Annotated in this window: 16 protein-coding genes; 13 read left to right on the top strand and 3 right to left on the bottom strand. The window is 46.7% G+C overall.

Going from position 1 to position 16072, the window contains the following annotated elements:
- Window positions 1-263: 263 nt before the first annotated feature.
- A complete protein-coding gene (hslO, locus tag NO989_RS15115) occupies window positions 264-1163 on the bottom strand; it encodes an Hsp33 family molecular chaperone HslO (protein ID WP_014951303.1) in 900 nt (299 codons plus the stop codon).
- A gap of 23 nt (window positions 1164-1186) precedes the next feature.
- Window positions 1187-1591, bottom strand: coding sequence for a ribosome-associated heat shock protein Hsp15 (gene hslR / locus NO989_RS15110; protein ID WP_014977772.1), 405 nt, complete (start codon window positions 1589-1591; stop codon window positions 1187-1189).
- Window positions 1592-1720: 129 nt separating this feature from the next.
- On the opposite strand from hslR, the gene gspC reads away from it, so the two are divergent.
- The 13 genes from gspC to NO989_RS15045 all read left to right on the top strand — a co-directional run bounded on the left by gspC (window position 1721) and on the right by NO989_RS15045 (window position 14707).
- Window positions 1721-2638: a type II secretion system protein GspC gene (gspC, locus tag NO989_RS15105; RefSeq protein ID WP_014951305.1), complete on the top strand. Its 918-nt coding sequence runs from the start codon at window positions 1721-1723 to the stop codon at window positions 2636-2638.
- A 98-nt stretch (window positions 2639-2736) separates the two neighbouring features.
- Complete coding sequence (gene gspD, locus NO989_RS15100; protein ID WP_081106123.1) at window positions 2737-4788, top strand: type II secretion system secretin GspD; 2052 nt, start codon at window positions 2737-2739, stop codon at window positions 4786-4788.
- Between the two features lies 1 nt (window position 4789).
- On the top strand, window positions 4790-6355 hold the full coding sequence (gene gspE / locus NO989_RS15095; RefSeq protein ID WP_275445276.1) for a type II secretion system ATPase GspE: 1566 nt from the start codon (window positions 4790-4792) through the stop codon (window positions 6353-6355).
- Entirely contained in the window at window positions 6356-7582 is a 1227-nt protein-coding gene (gene gspF, locus NO989_RS15090) for a type II secretion system inner membrane protein GspF (protein ID WP_014951308.1), read from the top strand.
- Window positions 7582-8019: a type II secretion system major pseudopilin GspG gene (gene gspG / locus NO989_RS15085; RefSeq protein WP_014951309.1), complete on the top strand. Its 438-nt coding sequence runs from the start codon at window positions 7582-7584 to the stop codon at window positions 8017-8019. Before gspF ends, gspG begins: the two co-directional genes overlap by 1 nt.
- Window positions 8020-8024: 5 nt before the next feature.
- Window positions 8025-8651: a type II secretion system minor pseudopilin GspH gene (gene gspH, locus NO989_RS15080; protein WP_014977775.1), complete on the top strand. Its 627-nt coding sequence runs from the start codon at window positions 8025-8027 to the stop codon at window positions 8649-8651.
- Entirely contained in the window at window positions 8648-9076 is a 429-nt protein-coding gene (gspI, locus tag NO989_RS15075) for a type II secretion system minor pseudopilin GspI (RefSeq protein WP_014951311.1), read from the top strand. Before gspH ends, gspI begins: the two co-directional genes overlap by 4 nt.
- Window position 9077: 1 nt before the next feature.
- Entirely contained in the window at window positions 9078-9704 is a 627-nt protein-coding gene (gene gspJ / locus NO989_RS15070; RefSeq protein WP_239217823.1) for a type II secretion system minor pseudopilin GspJ, read from the top strand.
- Window positions 9701-10747 carry a type II secretion system minor pseudopilin GspK gene (gene gspK, locus NO989_RS15065; protein WP_239217825.1) on the top strand — a complete coding sequence of 349 codons (1047 nt, stop codon included), beginning with the start codon at window positions 9701-9703 and terminating at the stop codon, window positions 10745-10747. The genes gspJ and gspK overlap by 4 nt, the downstream gene beginning before the upstream one ends.
- Window positions 10747-11946, top strand: a complete 1200-nt coding sequence (gspL, locus tag NO989_RS15060) for a type II secretion system protein GspL (protein ID WP_239217827.1) — start codon at window positions 10747-10749, stop codon at window positions 11944-11946. The genes gspK and gspL overlap by 1 nt, the downstream gene beginning before the upstream one ends.
- Window positions 11943-12422, top strand: coding sequence for a type II secretion system protein GspM (gene gspM / locus NO989_RS15055; RefSeq protein ID WP_014977776.1), 480 nt, complete (start codon window positions 11943-11945; stop codon window positions 12420-12422). The genes gspL and gspM overlap by 4 nt, the downstream gene beginning before the upstream one ends.
- Entirely contained in the window at window positions 12419-13174 is a 756-nt protein-coding gene (locus tag NO989_RS15050) for a type II secretion system protein N (RefSeq protein ID WP_371342809.1), read from the top strand. Before gspM ends, NO989_RS15050 begins: the two co-directional genes overlap by 4 nt.
- A 99-nt stretch (window positions 13175-13273) precedes the next feature.
- Window positions 13274-14707, top strand: coding sequence for a YdgA family protein (locus NO989_RS15045; RefSeq protein WP_371342808.1), 1434 nt, complete (start codon window positions 13274-13276; stop codon window positions 14705-14707).
- A gap of 58 nt (window positions 14708-14765) precedes the next feature.
- On the opposite strand, the gene NO989_RS15040 is transcribed toward NO989_RS15045, so the two are convergent.
- Entirely contained in the window at window positions 14766-15821 is a 1056-nt protein-coding gene (locus NO989_RS15040; RefSeq protein ID WP_371342807.1) for an MBL fold metallo-hydrolase, read from the bottom strand.
- Window positions 15822-16072: the final 251 nt, after the last annotated feature.

Raw genomic sequence — 16072 nt, 5'->3', positions numbered from 1 at the left:
AATAGGGCGTAGAAAACCTATATTGATCGATGAATTTCAAAATAAAAAATGACAATTTTTTTTAGAAAGTGAAGGTGAAAATTTTCACCACGACAGGAAGAAAAGGAAAATAGGATGATGTAGGAAAGTTAAACACTTACTACTGGGCATTTTTTAACCACAAGTGAAGTGTTGGGAAAATGAACCTATCTAGACGGTGAGAGATTCAGAAACAAAAAAGCACCTTCGAAAGAAGGTGCTTTAACACAGCAGTAAACAAGTAGTTACTGATTTGAAGACGGTGCGTCGAAGTTGCCGCTGTGAATAGCCTCTACGTCGATACTATCGAAGCGATATTCAGTATGACAATACTGGCAGTTCATTTTGATCGCCCCTTCTTCAGCAATAATTGCGTGAAGCTCAGACTTCTCAACGTGACGAAGTGCTTCAGCGCTGCGCTCCTTTGAGCATGAGCAGGCAAAGGTTACGTCCTTCGCGGGATACACTTCCACGTCTTCTTGGTGGTAAAGACGATATAAAATGTCTTCAACCGACAACGTAAACATCTCTTCTTTGGTCAACGTTTGAGTAAGTTTAGAGATATGAGCAAACTCATTGGCTTGCGACACATCAGTAGCGCTAGCATCAGTCGGTAAGACCTGAAGTAACACTCCCGACGCTTTCGCGTTTTTAGGGTCGCTCATGTCAGTCATTAGGTGCACGCTGGTCGCTAGCTGCTCTGACTGAGCAAAGTAGCCTTCAATACATTCGGCTAGAGAAGGCTTATCTAATGCAACAACGCCTTGATAACGCTCGCCTTCATCAGGTGTGATAGTAATGACCAATACCGCTTGAGACAATAACTCTGAAAACGTTTCTGGCAATGTTTCTAATGTCTCGTCCCAGCGCGCCACACCGCGAAGCGTTTGTTCGTGAGTGGCGTTTAACACCGCGTAACTTACTGGGCCTTTGCTTTGAATTTGAAGAGAAATTTCACCTTTAAACTTAAGCGTTGCCGTTAACAATGACGTCGCTGCCGCCATTTCACTTAGCAATGTTTGAATTTGCACAGGGTATTCATAGCTGTGCACAATTTGATTTAAGCTTTCATCAAGGCGAACCAATTCGCCACGAACGTTAGCTTGGGTAAATAAGAAGCGGTGTAATTTATCGAAATCGCTCATAACTAATCCTGTTGAGCAGCTCATTATTGCTGCTTAAATTTAATAATCTGTCGTCGCTGCTTTTTATCAGGTCTATGATCTGGTTTAGGGCTGTGAAAGGCGTTCATTTTGCGCGCCGTTTGGTTTTCTTCACGTTTTGTTACACTTTCAATCGTCTCTTCAAAAAGCGCCTGCGCCAAAGGCGCGCTCAAACGCTTGTCACTTAAGCCTAGCACCTTAATTTCACGATTATCCCATCCTGAGGGAACTTTAATCATGGCGCCAAGCTCTACATGCTTACCAGGTTTGGCTCTTTGCCCGTTGTACTGGACTTTTCCCGACTGCACCATGTCTCTTGCTATTGCGCGGGTCTTAAAGAACCTTGCAGCCCATAGCCACTTGTCCAGCCTGACATTTTGTGTTGTATTGTTGCTATCCGATTGGCTCATGTAATATTTTCGTAATGGTGTGGCTTTAGTGTTGTGACCCTCACCTTTACTAGGCTATTATGGGTTTGCTAAAGCGCGGTTAACCAAAAATTCACTAGATTATAATAAAGCAGTACCATCAGTGGCAGCATGACATTCAATAAACCCAACCCACAATCTCTGGTTGTTTATCTGAACCAGCATCAAAAACAGCTACATACCATCGTAGTGGTTCTGCTCAGCCTGTATTTAATTGCATTTGCTGCCAAACTCGTGTGGCGAATTATACCCGAACCTCAACTATCTGCGACACCCACAGTAAGCCGTGCTCCGGTTATTTCTTCGTCGTCAGGCCAAAATGGGGTCAACATCGCAAAAATACAACAGCTGAATTTATTTGGTAATGCTGCGGCCAAACCTGCTGAACCGGTCGCCGAGGTTACCGACGCACCAGAAACGCGCTTAAACCTAACCCTGACGGGCGTTGTGGCCAGTTCAGAGCAGGAAGCGGGTACCGCTATTATTGAAAATCGCGGCAGCCAAGCGGTTTATGGCTTAGGTGAGAAGATTGAAGGCACCAATGCCACGTTGCAAAAAGTGTACAACGATCGCGTTATTATTAAGAACGGGGTGAGAAACGAAACCCTGATGCTTGACGGAATTGACTACGACGAAGCTAATCGTCGCCGTGAAATGCAGGCAAGAAATCGACCTGAGCCAGAAGAATTAGAAGAAGACACCGTTGAGCTTAGCGACGAAGCATTAGAGGCAACTGCAGCACTGCGAGAGCGTCCAGCCAACTTCACAGACTTTATTTCAATATCGCCAAAAACTGAAGAAGGCCAGCTTATCGGCTACCAGGTGAGCCCTGGCAAAGAGCCTGAATTATTTAAATCGGCAGGGCTTCAGGCTGGTGATGTTATTACACAGATTAACGGGCTAGACCTTACCGACTTGCAGCAATCGCAAGAGGCGCTGTCTGAGCTACGCAACGCACAAACTATAGAATTAACGATTATTCGAGATGGCAGTTTAACTACGCTATACCTAGATTTACCCGAGTCTTAATACCACTAACGGTAGCAGCGCTATATTGTCGCTAGGTAAGCAAAATAACAAATAAAGCAATTCGGTCATCGACAAGTTAGGAAATGAAGGAAGTTAGAATGAAAAGGCGCACTAGCCAAAAACTATTATCTCGCTTGAGCACAGCCATGTGTACAGCGCTTCTGTGTTTCTCGGTGACGGCCGCTGAGTACATGCCTAATTTCAAAGATACTGACATCAACGAGTTTATTAATATTGTTGGTAAAAATCTTGAGCGCACCATTATTGTCGACCCTAACGTACGTGGAAAAATAAGCGTACGCAGCTATGACATGCTCGATGAAGATCAGTACTACCAGTTTTTCCTAAACGTACTACAAGTGTATGACTTCGCCGTTGTAGAAATGCCTAGCGGTATTTTGAAAGTGGTTCGCTCGAAAGACGCTAAAACATCCAATATTCCTGTTGTTGAAGGCGCTAATCGCGACGGCGATGAAATGATCACTCGCGTTGTGCCTGTTTATAACGTACCGGTGCGCGAACTTGCACCTATTTTACGTCAGCTAAATGACCAGGCGGGCGGCGGTAACGTGGTTAGCCACGACCCATCGAACGTAATGATGCTAACCGGCCGTGCTGCGGTAGTTAACCGACTAGTAGAAATTATCGAGCGCGTGGACCGTGCCGGTGACGAAGAAGTAGAAATCGTTAAACTTCGCTATGCGTCAGCATCAGAAATGGTGCGCATTATTGACAGTATTAATAAGTCACAAGGTAAAGCCAATACTGGTACTAAGTCTGAGCCTCGCGTAGTGGCAGACGACAGAACTAACTCAGTTATTGTAAGCGGTGATATTAAAGCGCGTCAGCGTCTTATTAACCTTATTCAGCGCATGGACCAAGAGCTTGAGTCAAACGGCAATACCCGCGTGCTGTTTCTTAACTACGCTAAAGCGGAAGATTTAGTAAAAGTATTGCAGGGCGTATCTGCAAGCATTCAAGCTGAAGAGCAAGGTGGTGGCACTACGTCACGTCGAGCTGGCTCTAACCGTGAAATCAGCATTGATGCGCACGAAGATTCTAATGCCATTGTTATAACTGCAGAGCCAGACATGATGCGCTCGCTAGAAGAAGTGGTGCGTCAACTGGATATTCGCCGTGCACAGGTACAAGTTGAAGCCATTATCGTTGAAGTTTTTGAAGGCGACGGCAACACATTAGGTGTGCAATGGGTGTCAGAAGAGGGCGGTGGTACACAGTTCAATAATGGTGTTATAGGCGTCGGTTCATTAGCTGTGGCACTACGACAGGCCGAAGATAGAGAGACCACGCAAACCAACATCACTGCCAACGGTGAAGTGGTAGAAACAACGGACACGATAGAAGGCGACTTCACTGCTCTTGCAAGCTTACTTGGCGGTGCAAACGGCCTGATTGCTGGCGTTATCGAAAATGGCTGGGGCGCAGTGGTACAGGCGGTAAGCACTGATACCAATTCAAATATTCTTGCCACACCTCACCTAACTACCATGGATAACGAAGAAGCGTTTTTCATTGTGGGTCAGGAAGTACCGATTATTACCGGTACGACAACCGGCTCGAACAACTCTAACCCGTTCCAAACGGTGGATCGTCAAGAAGTGGGCATTAAACTTAAAGTTACGCCGCAAATTAACGAAGGCGATGCCGTTCAGCTTCTTATTGAACAAGAAGTGTCTAGCGTTAGCGGTGCGACATCAGTAGACATCTCTATCAACAAGCGCGAAATCAAAACCACAGTGATTGTTGACGATGGTGGTACTATCGTACTAGGCGGCTTGATTGACGAAGACGTACAAGAAAGTGTGTCTAAAGTGCCACTTTTAGGCGATATCCCTGTTCTTGGTCATCTTTTCAAGACGACGTCTACAAGCAAGCGTAAGCGTAACTTGATGGTGTTCTTGAAACCGACCATTGTCCGTGACGGTGCAACCATGAACACAATCAGCCATCGCAAATACAATTACATTCGTGCACTGCAGCTAAAACGCCAGCAAGAAGGTGTATCGCTAATGCCTTACGAAGAAACCCCGACTATTCCACAATGGGATGATGCGCTAGCGTTGCCACCTTCATTCGAAGAGTACCTTTCTGAGAAAGAGAAGCAGAAACAAGAAGAAGGTAACGACTAGCATGGCAGGGCAGGACGAACAAATTACTCAGGCATTAGAGGCGCAAGAAGAAGCCTTAGAAGCCATGGGTAAAGACGCAGGTTTGCCTGAAGAGGAGGCCGGTTCAAGACAGCTTTCTTTTAGCTTTGCGAAGCGCAATCAGGTATTGCTGGAAACCAATGAAACCCCTGCGGTTTTGTATTTTACAGAGAATACGCCGTTTGATGTATTCGCTGAAGTGCGACGTTTCTACGGCGAGCCCTTTGTGCCGAAAACTATTCCTGCCAATGAATTTGAAAGCCTGCTTACCAGTGCGTTTCAACGCGATAGCTCTGCGGCTAAACAGCTAATGGAAGACCTTGGCAACGAGAGTGATTTGTTCGCTCTTGCTGAAGACTTGCCTGACACTGAAGACCTGTTAGACAGTGAAGACGATGCGCCTATTATTAAGCTTATCAACGCCATGTTGGGCGAGGCGATTAAAGAAGGTGCATCAGATATTCACATTGAAACCTTTGAAAACCAGCTTGTGGTTCGCTTCAGGGTAGACGGCGTGTTACGCGAAATTTTGCGCCCGAATCGCAAACTTTCTTCCATGCTGGTATCGCGTATTAAAGTTATGGCGAAGTTAGATATCGCCGAGAAACGCGTGCCTCAAGATGGCCGTATTACATTGCGTATTGCTGGGCGAGCAGTAGACGTGCGTGTTTCGACCATGCCTTCAAGCCACGGCGAGCGTGTGGTATTGCGTCTACTGGATAAAAACAATGCGCGCTTAAATCTAGAAGATTTAGGCATGACGCTGCAAAACCGTAATCACTTTTCGTCTCTTATTCGAAAACCTCACGGCATTATTTTGGTTACCGGCCCAACGGGCTCGGGTAAAAGTACCACCTTGTATGCAGGGTTAACCGAGATAAACTCGCGAGACAGAAACATTTTAACCGTTGAAGATCCTATTGAGTTCGATCTTCCGGGCATCGGACAAACACAGGTTAATCCCCGTGTAGATATGACTTTTGCCAGAGGCCTTCGCGCTATTTTGCGTCAAGACCCCGATGTAGTGATGGTGGGTGAGATTCGTGATATCGAAACGGCGCAAATTGCTGTTCAAGCCAGTTTAACCGGTCACTTAGTACTCTCTACTCTGCATACCAATACGGCAGCGGGCGCGATCACCCGTTTAGAAGACATGGGTATTGAGCCATTTCTGCTGTCTTCGAGCTTATTGGCCGTCTTGTCACAGCGGCTCGTTCGTACCCTGTGCCCAGATTGCAAAAAGCCACATACGCCTGACGCTTCTGAGCTTGAAGTATTAGGGCAAAACGCCACAAGCGAGACCACCATCTACAAGCCCCATGGCTGCGCCGCGTGTAATCAAACCGGATATCGCGGTCGTACCGGTATTCACGAACTATTGTTGGTAGATGAAAAAGTGCGCGAGATGATGCACGAAGGTGTAGGTGAGCAAGCCATTGAACGCTACATCAGAAAGACGACACCAAGCATTCGTGAAGACGGCTGTAGTAAAGTGCTGGCGGGCGCTACCTCACTTGAAGAAGTGCTTCGAGTTACGAGGGAAGACTAAATGGCGGCATTCGCTTTTAAGGCGGTTAATGCCCGCGGTAAAAATACAAATGGCGTACTTGAAGGTGATAACGCACGCCAGGTTCGCCAACAGCTGCGCGAAAAAGGTTTAATTCCCTTAGAAGTAGAGCAGGTCGCAGAGCGCGCACAAAGCGAAGGCAAAGGCCTGTCGTTTTCTTTATTTAAACCCCGTATTTCAGCATCAGACTTAGCGCTACTCACGCGTCAGCTCGCCACCCTTGTAGAATCGGCCCTTCCCGTTGAAGAAGCACTGCTTGCCGTCGCTGAACAGTGTGAAAAGCCTCGTCAGAAAAACATGATGATGGCAGTACGCAGTAAAGTCGTGGAAGGACATGGACTTGCCGATGCATTGGGTCAATTTCCAAGTGTGTTCGACGAGCTATACCGTGCGATGGTTGCAGCTGGTGAAAAATCAGGTCACCTTGATACCGTGCTTAACCGCCTTGCTGACTACACAGAGCGCAGACAACAAACCCGCAGCCAAATTACACAAGCGATGATTTACCCATCGCTAATGCTGTTCTTTGCAATGGGTATCGTGTTGCTATTGTTAACAGTGGTTGTACCTAAAATTGTTGGGCAGTTCGACCACATGGGTCAAGACCTGCCGGGAATAACACAGTTTCTTATTTCTATAAGTACCTGGCTGCAAAATTACGGCTTATTTATGCTTATTGGTATTGCCGTGCTTGTTGTCATTATTCAGCGCGTGCTGCAGCAAAAGCACATGAAGCTACGCTACCACAGAGCGCTGTTAACCTTGCCGTTAATTGGCCGGGTGTCTCGCGGGCTCAATACCGCGCGTTTTGCACGTACCTTAAGTATTTTAAGTGCCAGTGCGGTTCCACTACTAGAAGCTATGCGTATTTCAGGTGATGTGCTAGAAAATCAGCATATTAAAAACCAAGTGGCAGATGCAGCCATTAACGTTAAAGAAGGCAGCAGCCTTCGGGCTGCGCTGGATAACACAAAAATGTTTCCACCAATGATGATGCATATGATTGCGTCTGGTGAAAAATCGGGGGAGTTACAGCAAATGCTAGCTCGCGCCGCAGATAATCAAGATAGGGAATTTGAAGCGCTTATTGGTGTCTCACTTAAGGTATTTGAACCCTTACTTATTGTATCGATGGCAGGCATTGTCCTGTTTATCGTTATGGCAATATTGCAACCAATTTTAGCATTGAACAACATGGTGAATATTTAATGAAAACACTTAATCGCAGTTCTGGTTTCAGTTTGATTGAAGTCATGGTCGTACTTCTAATCATCGGTATTATGGCGTCTATGGTGGCACCGCAAATCTTGGGTAACCAAGAAGAAGCGCAGCTTAAAAAGGCGGCGGTAGACATCCAGCAAATGGAAAGTGCGCTTGAGATGTACAAGCTGCGTAACAACCGCTTTCCAACCACAGAACAGGGACTAGAAGCGCTAGTTACCGCGCCGACTATCGACCCGATTCCTCGTAATTACCCTGAAGGTGGTTTCATTAAACGCCTGCCTGAAGATCCGTGGGGCAATCCATATGCACTAATTAGCCCGGGAGAACTTGGCGTAGTTGATATTTTTTCTAATGGTCCAGACGGCGAACCGGGTACTGATGATGACATTGGTAACTGGAACATTAACGAATACCTGAACTAACCTTTATGCGCAACCGCGGCAGTACATCTTTGAAAAAAGCAGGCTTTACCCTATTAGAAGTCATGCTGGTACTGCTGCTTATGGGATTGGCGGCGGGTTACGTTATGTTTAACGCATTCGGTGCGAGTAAATCTGACCTGCTAAAAACCCAAGCGCAACGCCTGCAGGTGATTGTTGATATGGCCAGCGATTTTGCGGTGTTAAATCAACAACAGCTTGGTGTGCGGTTTGAAGCCGATAAAAATGAATACTACTTTGTCTACTTAGACGACGATGATGAGTGGCAGCGTATCGAAGGCGAAAAAACCTACGAGCCTTATACGTTACCTGAGCCTTTCACCTTCACTTTAAATTTAGACGACTTACCATGGGATGTTGAAGACAGGCTCTTTGACAGGGAACTATTCGACGAGAATTTAAGTGTTTCTGATGAAGGGGTTGAAATAGGTAACGAAGAAGAGAAAAAGCTGCCTCCGCCTCAAGTGCTTATAATGTCGAGTGGCGAAATTACGCCTTTTACCTTGTCGTTTAATTACGAAGGTGATGACGGCGACAACCCCGTCTATTACAGTCTGCAAAACCAAGATCTTCCGCCTTTAGTGCTTGAAGGGCCTCTGGAGAGACCACTATGAGTGCGTTCAACGTTGATGCATCGACAAAGAACGTTGCACCTGTCACGCCACGCCAGCAAAGTGGCTTGACGCTACTGGAGGTTATGGTCGCCCTGCTTATTTTTGCGCTAACCGGTACAGCAGTGCTTAAAGCTGCAGGCGAGCATTTATCAAGCGTTGGGCAAATAGAATCTGTCACCTTTGCCAACTGGGTGGCAAGCAATCGCTTAAACCAGCTTCAATTAGATACCACGTGGCCGCCCAAGAACAATTTAAAAGGCACGATGGAGATGGCCGATCGCACGTGGTACTGGCAGCAAACGGTGACAAAAACCAACGACAACGACTTGCGATCGGTAACCGTTTCGGTGGGTGAAGACGAAAGCTACGGCAGTTCAGTTACATCAGTAACCACTTTCGTTGCTAAACCGACGGCGGGAAATTAGCATGCAGCGCGGATTCACGCTTATCGAAATACTGATTGCTATGGCCATATTCACCCTAATTGGGCTTGCATCCACAGGTCTACTTACCACAGTTATCGACAGCAATGATATTTCAGAAGAGCGTTTTGCAAAACTTCAATTATTGCAGCGTGCCATGATCACGATTGAGCGAGACCTTCAGCAAGCCGTGCCTCGCGCAGCAAGGGTTAACGGCGAAAAGCAAGACGTGGTCATGTCTGGCGGTGAAACCGACGACAGTGACGATGACGGCATTGGTTTTGTACGCGGAGGGTGGCACAACCCTCAGTTAATGTTGCCACGAAGTACCCTACAGTTTGTCGCCTATAGACTCAAAGAAAACAAACTGGAGCGCCTTTACAGCAACTATGTGGATAACGTCATAGGCTACGAGCCCAAAGTCCGTGTGCTGTTAGAGGATGTAGAAAGCTTAAAAATTGAATTTCTTGCCACCGCTAACAGTAGTGCCTTAGATGAAGACGAAGACCTGTCGTGGAGCGAAAGTTATAAGGGGGCTGCACTACCGCGCGCGGTGGCCATTGAGTTTGTCAGTAAAGACTTCGGAAAAATACGCAGAGAATTTACCTTAACTACGGGTGAATCGTCATGACAATCAAGAGTACTCAGCGCAAGTCGATTACTCCACCCGCTAAGCAGCAAGGCGTGGCATTAATGATTGTGCTCATGATAGTAGCCTTGGTTGCGGTATTAGCCACAGAAATGGGTACACGCTTGCAGCTTCAGGTGCAGCGTACGATGAACTTAAAAGACAATAATCAGGCTTATTGGTACGCCATGGGAGCCGAGGCATTCGCTCGAAAATCTATACAGTCTTTAATAGAAGAGAGCCCGGACGTTATCTCCATAGACCAGGCTTGGGCGCAGGAATTCAGCTATCCGTTAGAAAACGGTGGTTTAACCGCTAACTTAGACGATTTGCAAGCGTGTTTTAATTTAAACGCGATTACGTCTGGCAGTGCAGGAGGCGCGGGCAGTAACAGCGGTAATGGCAGCAGTGGAGCGAGTAACACCACGGAAGCCATGGACGCTTTTCACACTATGTTGCTATCACTTAGCGTTGACGGACTAGACAACTACACCGCAGATACCTTACGCGACAGTTTAGCCGACTGGGTCGACGAAGATGACAGAATGCGCCCTTACGGTGCAGAAGACAGCGAATACGAGTCCAGAGAGTTTCCTTACCTAGCAGCTAACGGACCACTGGCATCAAAAAGTGAATTGCGTATTATTAACGGTGTATCACCACAGTGGCTAGACGCATTACTGCCATTAGTTTGCGTGATCCCGGATTACAATGAGTTGAAAATTAACGTCAACACATTAGAAGAAGAAGATGCACCATTACTTGCAGGCCTAACGGGGTTAGACATTCAGCAGGCTGCAAGTTTGATTAGCAGTCGCCCGCAAAACGGCTGGGACGATACCAATGCATTTTTAAGCGAGCCCTCTATTCAAGCGCTTAATTTAACAAGCACTCGACAAGATTGGTTTTCGGTTAAAACTGAATATTTTATGTTGCATACAAAAACACAATACAACAAAGCAACCTTTAAGCTTTCCACCGTGTTTCACGTTAATGCCGATACCGGCGTTAGCATCGTGAATCGCGAGTTTGGGGGAACCTATTGATGGAACAACTCTTGGTGCGTTTAGGCGCCAACCATACAGACCCAATTAGCTGGCTCGTTTATTCGCGAACCGAAGATGAAATTATTGCATCGGGCGAGCTGCCTAATGCAGAAGCCTTATCTTCGCTGACCGAACGCGCGGGACAACGAAGTGTTATTGCCTTAGCGCCTAGCAGCGAAATTTTACTCAAATGGGTTGAGCTGCCGCCTAAAGCTGGCCGCAAGATCATTTCTGCCGTCCCGTTTATGCTAGAAGACGAGCTTGCCACTGACATTAGCCAGCAGTTTTTTGCGATCGGCCCTAAGCGAGGCGATGAGCAGGCCGTTGCAGTAGTTAGCCATGAAAAGATGGAGCTGTGGCAGTCCTGGCTTAGCGAAGCAGGGTTATTCTGCGACACCATTATTCCTGATGTACTCGCAGTGCCAGTCACCGAAAACGGTTGGTCAGTGCTTACGTTAGGTGAACAGCTTCTCGTTCGACAAGACACATTCAAAGGCGTGCAGGGCGAGGCAACATGGTTACTGCCAACTCTTGTCCATTTTACAGCACAACAAGAAAGCCCGATAACCATTACCAATTATGCGGGTATCGATTTAAGCACTTTGCCAAATATTGAGGAAGCGCAGGCACCCTTAGAGCTGCCTATGCAAGTATTGGCAAAAGAGGCGATGCAAAGCAGCTTTAACCTATGCCAAGGCGATTACAAGGTAAAGCGCAAGCGCAGCGGTGTTCTGAATCAGTGGCGTGTTGCTGCAGTATTAGCAGTGTTAGCGCTATGCACCAGCCTTATCGACAAAGGATTTTCTCTTTACCAGCTTAAAGCCCAAAATCAGGCGTTAAGCAGTGAGATTAATACCGCTGTTAAAGCGGGTTTCCCCAATATTGGTACCTATCGCAACGTGCGATTGAAGCTACAAAGCGAGCTTGCCAAGTTAGAACAAGGCGGTGGCAGTGCCTCTATGCTAATAATGCTAGATCAGCTCGCTCCAGCTTTTTCAGCCACTGATGTAAAACCGCAAACACTGCGCTTCGATGCAACCCGCACTGAGATTCGCATTCAGGCGCAAGGTAAAAACTTTGAAGCGCTAGAGCAGTTTAAACGTACAGCAGAAAGCGCAGGCTTTGTGGTTGAACAAGGGGCCATAAATAATCGTGACAATGGCGTTGTAGGTACAGTATCAGTAAGGAGTACCTCATGAATGCACTCTTAGAAAAGTACAAAGCGCTGACCGAGCGCGAACAAAAGTTAGTACTGGTTTCAGCTGTGCTATTAATAATTGCGCTATTTTATTTTGCTGTATGGTCGCCGCTTAATGCTGCTTTAGATAAACAGAAACAGCTTCTCGACAATCAGCAATCCTTGTTGGTTTGGGTAAAAGACAGTGCAGCAAGAGCACAGCAATTGCGCCGCAGCAGCGGGGGTAAACGAACATTCTCTGGCTCGTTACCGCAAGCGGTAAACCGCACTACTGCTCAGCACGACATTGCTATATCTCGTATGCAGCCACAAGGCGACGAGCTTCAGGTGTGGGTTGATCAGGCGCCGTTTAACAGTGTTTTAGAATGGCTCAAAGCCATGGAAAATATGGGCGTGATTATTCTTCAAGCGGATATTGCCGAGGCCGATGCGCCAGGCTATATCAAAATTCGCCGATTACAATTAGGTAAAGCATGAAGTCGAAAGTTAGTTGGATTATAGGCGGCATTATTGCCTTCTTATTGTTTGCCATTGCTTACATGCCTGCTGTTCACGTTATTGGCCGTATTGCGTTACCTAGCAATGTTGCCGTTAGTGGTGTGAGCGGCACCTTGTTTTCAGGCAAGGCGCAAACTGTAGTGGTTAATGGCCTGCCCATCAACAATGTAAAATGGGAGCTTAGCCCCTTACATATGTTGATAGGTAAAATTAAATTAAACCTTAAAGCAGGTAATATTAGCGATAAAAACGACATTGCATTTGAAGGGCCTATTACCACGGGACTTTTCAGCCAAAACAGTGTAAATACCGAAAACTTCACGCTGTATTTACCGGTAGACCGCGTGCTTGCACAAGTTCGCCTTCCGCTGCCAGTAAATGCTGGTGGGCGCTTTAAAGTGTCGCTCAGTGACTTAACGTTTGGGCCTGCGTGTCAATCGCTAAACGGCACCGGAGATTGGCTAAACGCGACGGTTGCCGGTACACAGGGTCCTATTGATTTTGGCACTTATTCCGCAAAGCTGCGTTGTGAAGGCGATGACATTGGAATACTAGTAAGCGAGCCTAACTTACTAAGCTTGTCGATGGATGCGGTTATCCCTACTACGATGAAAAATATTCGAGTAAGTGGTAAATTTAAGCCTGACGACAGCTTACCGCAAGAAGTCCATCAGGCCGCACGCTTGTTTGGTGCGCCGGATAGTAGCGGCTATATTGCGATTAAGCTGTGATGCATAGCACAACCTATGCGTAGAATTTCTAGGTCACCAGCGTACTCTACATTTGTGGCCAGAGGAACTGGGAACACTTTTTAACAAAGGATTGTAATCATGAACAAACCTCTTCTAGCTGGCGCGGGCGTAACTTTGGTTGCACTTGGCGTTGCCCCTTATTTTATTGGCACTAGCGTTCACGAAAATGTTAACGCCGCCGTAAACGAAATTAACCAACAAGCCGTTTATTCTGCCGAGGTACTTTCGTATGACAAAGGCTGGTTTTCGACAACAGCAGAAATCAAGCTTGCTGTCGATTTTCAAGCGCTAATTAATGCACAGAATGTTGACTCCACTGATATACCAATGGAAGAAAACCCTAGCATTACCGCTACGCTAGTAGCTCATCACGGACCGGTGTACTTTGGCGATGGCTTAGGATTAGGCCGCGTTCACTATACGGTCTCTATTGATGGAAATAAGTTAAGAGAATACGTTCAGTGGGATGGCCAACAGCCAATTTATCGCAACGAAGGCGTGGTTGGTTTGTTTGGTGGACTAAGCTACGCAGACGTTATTCCAGCGCTTAGCGCGACGGCCGAAGAAGAGGGGTTCACACTGCTTTTCTCTGGTTATGCGGGTGAAGCTGAGCCTGATGGTGACCAAACTTTGTATACGTCGTCGGGTGAATCGCTAAGCATAAGTGCAGATGAATTTTCCTTAGAGATGAAAAATCTGTCTATGGATATGAGCTATGATGGCGATATGGTAGCGGCGTTCAAAGGTGACTTATTTGAATCTACTGGTAAGGCGCGTATTGAAAGCATAGAAATTTCTAACATTGAGCCAGGTGCGACAGTTAAGATTGAGAACCTAGCTTTTGCTACCGATGTCAAGATTGACGAAGACAATAACACCGCCAATGTCTACGTAGAATACGCTGTCGACAAAGCCGTGGGCCCTGAGCTTGATGCTACAGACATGGTATTAGGCGTTGCCATCAATAACTTAGATATCGACTTCATTAAGGCCTATCAAGATTTTAGCAACAATTCATTATTGGTGCCTTCTGAAGAAGTGCCAGCCAAAATGATGGAGTTTATTGAAGCTAACTTGCTAACACAGCTTAAAGCTGAGCCAGAGATTAATATAACGAAGCTGAAAGCAACGTTGCCTGAAGGGTCGTTTAACGCTTACGCAAACACGAAATTAGTGGGTATAGATGCACTTCCCGGTACGTTGGAAGACGCCGCTTATTGGGTCACGCATTTACTGGCTGATGCACAAATCACCGCCGATAAAGCGCTTGCACAGAGTATGGCATCTGGTTATATGATGGGCCAACTAATGGCGACGCCACAAGCACAAAATATGACGGCTGAAGAGCTTCAAGCCGCTGTAGAACAACAGACACCTATGATGCTAAGTACCTTTGCTCAACAAGGCTTAATAAAAGAAACCGAGAAAGGTTACGAGACAAAGCTAACACTAAAAGATGGCGAAGCCAGTGTGAACGGTACGCCTATTCCACTGCCTTTTGCCCCTCAATAATAGTTAGAGAACCTCTATAAAAGCGTAAACCGTGTATCGCAAACGGTTTACGCTTACTTTACTCCTGTTCAGACAGGGTAATGTTCATTAAATCTTCAGCGGCATATACTCGACCTTCAGCTACAACAGTAATCGCCTCAGTAAGTGCATCAAGGCCCGGTTCGCTACGCTTCATAATATGAGACAACACTATTTGCTTAGCGTTTGACTGCGCGGCAATGTCGATAATCTGAGTCGGCGTCATATGCAAGTTCTTAGCAACCTGACCCGCGTCATCACCAATGGCGTTGTGTAGCACCAAAAGGTCTGCGTTTTTAGCAAAACGAGCAAGGTTTCCTTGTTTATCATTGGTATCGCCTGAAAATACCGCCTCGCAGCCATTGGCCTTGACCTTCCACGCTAATGCTGGAATAGGCCCGTGGTTCACCGTCATTGCCTCAACACTGACGCTATCGTTTACATTACGTTTAAACGGTTGTTCAAAGGTTGTGGCCCCGATGCTTTTTGTGGATATCGCATAGTCATCTTGGCCTTCTATGGTGTAAGAAGACAGATACTTAAACGCGCCGTTTTTCCCTATTAACGACGACACATAGGCGTTTGTGGACGGCATAATGTCGTTGCCCTCTGGCCCCATTATTATTAAATCCTTCTCGCGATCGGTGAAATACCCACCTTTTACAAAGCTTGGCAAATCGGCGGAGTGATCGGTGTGTAAGTGGGAAAGCAAGATAACTTCTAACGATTCAAACGTTGCCCCCGCAGCGCCAAACTGAACGCTGCTTCCGCTTCCAGCGTCTACCAACACGCGGGCGCTGTCATTTATCCAAACCACATAGGCACTAGATGTTCTGCCGTCATCCAATTCAGGTCCACCCGACCCTAATATTTGCACCGAAACGTTATGGCAACCCATAGGACTGGTGCTTAAGTCGGCATCGTCTGATGTAGTTGAAGGTTGAGACAACGGCTGCGCTAAAGCCGAGAGCGATAGAATAGCAGTGGTTGTCATAGAGCAAAAAAACGCAGTTTGTTTTCTACCGCGCTGTTTGTCCTGCCTTGTAAGCCCAATGCCTGACCTTGCATTGCTTAACCGTTCATTTATAACCGTCATAACCATCGCCTTATGTTATTCCCTACTCATTAATACACAGATATTTGATTAAAAGACCGTTTGCCCGGACGAAACTATTCAGCCTAGTTGACTGCGCACTGTTTTTTTCGCCTGATTGTTTTCAATTACATGGGCTTTACTGTGCGGCTACCTTAATGAATAGGGCGTACGGCAAAACATCGAGTAGGGTGAGGCGTCACCGCCTCATCCCTCTCACAGAACCGTACATACGGGCCTCGTATACGGCTCAT

The sequence above is a fragment of the Alteromonas sp. DY56-G5 genome, from assembly GCF_041414725.1.
In the GTDB taxonomy this organism is placed as follows: Bacteria; Pseudomonadota; Gammaproteobacteria; order Enterobacterales; family Alteromonadaceae; genus Alteromonas; species Alteromonas macleodii.
This window is presented reverse-complemented; position numbering and strand designations above follow the sequence as displayed.